Genomic DNA, 4352 nt, shown 5'->3' with positions numbered 1-4352 from the left:
CGCGCTTCACGCCGGGCCGTTCGGCATTGGAGGTCACGGTCCTCGCCCGCGCCCGCCTACCGCCCCTGGCCGGCGGCGGTCCCGGTCACGGGGCGGCGGCGAGGAGGTCGGTCCACTGGCGGCAGACCTCGTCCAGCCCGTAGGCGGCGCGGACCTGGTCGCGCGCCAGCGCCGCGTCCGCCTCCCACCGGTCCAGCGCGACCGTCCCCGAGATCGAGGCGGCCATCGCGGACGGGTCCGCGTGGATCCACCGGGTGTCGTAGATCGTCTCCGCGCCGGGCCAGCCGAGCAGCGCCGGGACGGCCCCGGACGCCATGCCCTCGGCGGGCGCGAGGTGGAAGCTCTCGTCGTCGCTGGTGGACAGCACGAACCCGATCCGGCGCAGCCACGACGCCACGTCGCGGCCGTAGGAGTCGAACACGACGCCGCCGGACAGCACCGGGGACCGGCGGATGCGGCGGAACACCTTCTCGTAGTGGGCGCGCTCCTCGTCCTTCTGCCAGATCCACCAGTACTCCCACGGCAGCTTGGACTTGACGAAGAGGGTGAAGCGCGGGTCGTCGCGGCGCAGCTCCTCCAGCGCGTCCAGGGCGAGGTCGAGGCGCTTGCGGGACGGCGCGATGCCGATCATGCCGAGGTGGTGCTCGGCGCCGGCGAGCTTCGGCCGGTCGAGCTGCCGGTCGTCCACCCAGTTCGGCACCGTGGTGATCTTGGACATCGGCCAGCCGAGGATCTCGTGGGTCAGCCGCGCGTAGTGCGGGCTGACGCAGATGACCTCGTCGACGGCGTCGATGTCGAGGTGCCGGGGCCAGCGCGCGTACAGCTCGAAGCGGTGCAGCCGGACGACGAGCCGCTGCCCGGGCCGCTTGCGCTGGGCGAACCAGATCGCGTTCGGCCCGCACCACTCGCAGACGATCACGTCGGCCCAGTCGACGAGCTCCTGGCTGCGCTCCTCGTCGTGGACGCGCAGCGCCGCCCACGGGTCGACGCGGACCTCCATGTCGGGCCGCGACCTGAGGTAGTCGAGCAGGCGGGTGAAGAACTTCAGGTCGTGGCCGGCGACGCCGACGCGCAGGCGCCGCCGTCCCTCCGCGGGCTGAGGCGGCACCGGGACGCCCGACGCTGCGGAGCGGCGGTCGTGCTCCTCGGCGGCGGCGAGGACGGCGGCGGACGGCTCCGGGAACGTCTGCGCGAGGCAGTCGCGCAGGCGCCCGGCCGCGGCGTCCAGCGTGAACCCGGCGGCGGCGGTCCGGCAGCGCTCGGCGGCGAGGGTGTAGACGTCGGGGTTCTTGCCGATGATCGTCAGCGCGTCGAGGACGTCGTCCTCGGTGGCGGAGAACAGCGGGTAGTCGACCCCGAACAGCCGCTCGTGCATCGGCGTGCGGTTCAGCACGACGGGGACGCCGAGCGTCCCGCACTCCAGCACCTTCGTGGACAGCTCCAGGCTCGCGTCCATCTCCGGGTGCCGCCAGGACAGCCCGACGTCGGACGCGGCCGTCAGCCGCATCGCCTCCGCGCGCGGGTGGCCGCCGTGCCAGACCACGCCCTCCCCGGACTCCAGCGCGGTCCGCATGCGGGTCGCGAACCCGGGGTCGTTCGGGTCGTCGTGGATCTTGTCCCCGACCATGTGCAGCTCGGCGTCCACGCCGCGCATCGCGAGCAGGCGCGGCAGCGACGTCATCTCGTAGGTGTTCCAGCGCGGCGCGAACTTGCCGGTGTAGACGAGCTTGAGCGCGCGCCCGTCCGGGGTGCCGTCGGGGCGCGGTTCCAGGCCGTCGGGCAGCACCACGACGGGCGGGAACAGCACGCTCTTCCCGGCCGTCGCGGGGACGGCGCTCTCCAGGAAGCCGCGCAGCTCCTCGGTCTGGCAGAGCAGCACGCGGGACGCGTCCGCGATGCGGCGCAGCTCGCCCTTGGCGGAGCCGGTGAACTCGGCGGCGGACTGCGGGACGTCGGTCAGGTACGTCCACAGGCGCCCGGCGAGCGGGCCGCCGGACAGCTTGCCCGCGAGGCGGCGGCCCCGCACGACGACGAGGTCGAACGGTTCCGGCTCGTCGACCCGGGCGAGGATCGCGGCGGCCTGCTTGGCCGGCATGCCCGCCTCCCCCGCGACCAGGCCCTCGGCGTGCGGGCTGCGGACGGTCACGCCGGGCAGGGCGCGCAGCGGGTCGACCAGCCGGCCGGTCCGGACCGGGGCCTTGAGCACCAGGGTCACCGCGCAGCCGGCACGGGCCAGCGCCTGGACCATGCCCTGGGCCCAGATCGCCGATCCGTCGATCAGGTTCAGGTCGACGTCGCCGTAGACGAGGGCGCGAGGTGGCACAGCAGTTCCTTTCAACGAGGCAGCGTCATTTCCGGGGGCGGACCCCCGGACCCCCCGGGCCGCGCCCGATGAGAGGGTTCGAGCAGGTCGTGCAGCCGGTCCGGCGTGGTGGCGGCGGCGTCCCAGTCCAGGAGCGCGAGCGTGGCGGGCGGCGCCTCCCCCCACAGGACGAGCGGCAGCGAGCGGGCCGCGGCGATCTGGCGGACGTCGTGGAGCGCGCGGTCCCGGTCGTACATGCCGGGGACGCCCAGGTAGGCCCAGGGGCCGCCGGGCTCGCCGGCCGCCGCGTCGACGACGACCAGGTCCACGTCCGCGGTGTCGAGGACGATCGTGGCGTCGTGCGGGTAGAGCGGGATCACCTTGGCGTGCTCGCGGAGCGCCGCGGCCGTCGCCGGCGCGAAGATCCCCGCGATGACGATCCCCTCGTACGGCGCGGCGGCGAGCAGCCGGTCCTCGGGCCGGTCGATCCGGTCGAGCTGGAGCCGCTCGCTCCCGGACGGCGGCGGGCCCTGCTCGGGGCCGTTCCGCTTGCGCCAGAGCCGGTACAGCTCCTTCGGCAGCCGCGTGCCGCGGCGGCGCGGGTTGCGCGCCGCGCCGGCGACGAGCCGGCCGAACTGCAGGGCGACCGAGGTCTCCAGGGCGCCGAGGCGCCGCTCCAGCTCCTGGACGCGCGCCTCGCGCTCCCGGAGGGCGGCGCGCAGCCGCGCCGCCTGCCGGTTCGCCTTCGCGCCGTCGGCTCCGCTCATCCGAGGGCTCCGTTCTCGCCGAGGAACGCCATGACCACTTCCGCGATGCGGGGGCCGGCGTGGCCGTCCCACAGGGGCGGCTTGCGGTCGCCGGCCTGCGCGCCGGACTCCAGGACCTTGCGGACGCCCGGCACCAGCTCCTCGAAGGTGACGAGCCGGTTGGTCCCGTGGGTGATGGTGATGGGCCGCTCGGTGTTCGGCCGGACGGTCAGGCACGGCACGCCGAGGATCGTCGTCTCCTCCTGCAGGCCGCCGGAGTCGGTGACGACCGCCGCCGCGCCGCGCACGGCCGCGATGAAGTCGATGTAGCCGAGCGGTTCGAGGACGTGCACGCGGTCGTGGTCGCCGAGCCCGGCGGCCAGCAGGTTCGCGCGGCCGCGCGGGTGCACCGGGATGACGAGGTCGGCCAGGTCGGCGACGCCGTGCAGGTGCCGGACGAGCGCGGCGGCGGTCTCCGGCGCGTCGACGTTCGCGGGCCGGTGCATGGTCGCGAGGACGTACCGGTCCGGCAGCCCGTGCGCGTCCCGGACGCGTCCGGTGTCGAAGGAGTCGAGGTTGGCCAGCAGCGTGTCGATCATCGGGTTGCCGACCAGGTGCGCCCGCTCCACCGGGACGCCCTCGTTCGCCAGGTGCCCGATCCCCTCGGGGCTCGTCACCAGGCAGATGTCGGAGAGCTGGTCGGTGAGCCGGCGGTTCACCTCCTCCGGCATGGTCATGTCGAAGCTGCGCAGCCCGGCCTCCACATGGGCGACCGGGATGTGCAGCTTGGCCGCGACCAGCGCGGCGGCGATCGTCGAGTTCACGTCGCCGTACACGATGACGAGCACCGGTGAACGGCTCGTGAACTCCCGTTCAAGGCCGACCATGAGGGCCGCGGTCTGCTCGGCGTGCCCGCCGGAGCCGACGCCGAGGTTCACGTCGGGCTCGGGCAGTCCCAGCTCGTCAAAGAAGATCTCCGACATCCGGGCGTCGTAGTGCTGCCCGGTGTGGATCACCGCCTGGTCGGCGCCGGCGGCCCGCAGGGCGCCGATGACGGGCGCCGCCTTGACGAAGTTGGGGCGCGCCCCGAGGACGTGCACGATGGGTGACACCACAATTTCCCTTCTGTTCATCAGGGTTGCCTACGCTCCGTCGCCGTGCGGAACCTTGCCCTGAAAAAGCCGGTTTACCTGCTGGGACTCACCTGGCGTCAGATCCGCGACGATCCCGGGCGGGCGCCCCGGCTGGCGGTGCGGCTGCTGGCCCGGGCGGCGCCCGGGCCGCTCGGCGGGCGCCGGCTGCGC

The 4352-nt window shown here is 74.3% G+C and carries 3 protein-coding genes; all 3 read right to left on the bottom strand.

Features of this window, described 5'->3' with window-relative positions; translation table 11 throughout:
* Nucleotides 1–85: 85 nt before the first annotated feature.
* On the bottom strand, nt 86–2248 hold the full coding sequence (locus tag ABZ914_RS47430) for a glycosyltransferase (protein ID WP_500201206.1): 2163 nt from the start codon (nt 2246–2248) through the stop codon (nt 86–88).
* An 86-nt stretch (nt 2249–2334) separates the two neighbouring features.
* Nucleotides 2335–3069 (bottom strand): hypothetical protein, encoded by a 735-nt coding sequence (locus ABZ914_RS47425; RefSeq protein ID WP_190860211.1) that lies wholly within the window; start codon nt 3067–3069, stop codon nt 2335–2337.
* Nucleotides 3066–4151 carry a non-hydrolyzing UDP-N-acetylglucosamine 2-epimerase gene (gene wecB / locus ABZ914_RS47420; RefSeq protein ID WP_387022212.1) on the bottom strand — a complete coding sequence of 362 codons (1086 nt, stop codon included), beginning with the start codon at nt 4149–4151 and terminating at the stop codon, nt 3066–3068. Before wecB ends, ABZ914_RS47425 begins: the two co-directional genes overlap by 4 nt.
* Nucleotides 4152–4352 lie beyond the last annotated feature (201 nt).

It is taken from the genome of Spirillospora sp. NPDC046719 (genome assembly GCF_040645715.1).
Classification (GTDB): domain Bacteria; phylum Actinomycetota; class Actinomycetes; order Streptosporangiales; family Streptosporangiaceae; genus Spirillospora.
This window is presented reverse-complemented; position numbering and strand designations above follow the sequence as displayed.